Annotated in this window: 1 protein-coding gene; it reads left to right on the plus strand. The window is 47.3% G+C overall.

Translation table 11 applies throughout. The features are described from left to right. The coding region (dptG, locus tag SB719_RS20045) for a DNA phosphorothioation-dependent restriction protein DptG (RefSeq protein ID WP_412159722.1) at nt 1-273 on the plus strand (273 nt) is incomplete at both ends.

The raw sequence follows: 273 nt of genomic DNA on the forward strand, positions 1-273 counted from the left end.
GGATGTTACCGCCAGCTCAGCTGTCTGCGACAATTGAAGATGTTTTCCAACAGCTTGAAGCAGTTGCGATGGAGCAGTTCCGGGTGCTCCAGAGTCATCGTTCTGGGGTTAATAAGAAATACATGCTTGAACTTGAAGGTCAGCTTGGTGCTGACTTTATTGTAAATAGGGGGCGGGCGGGCAAGGTGCTCGTACTTAATCAAGACCAACTAGTTTTGTTGACTAATCTTTCCATTGGAAGCCAAGAAAAACTGCGTCTCCATGAGCTAGTGG

The sequence above is a fragment of the Pantoea sp. SIMBA_079 genome (genome assembly GCF_046940275.1).
Taxonomy (GTDB): domain Bacteria; phylum Pseudomonadota; class Gammaproteobacteria; order Enterobacterales; family Enterobacteriaceae; genus Pantoea; species Pantoea borealis.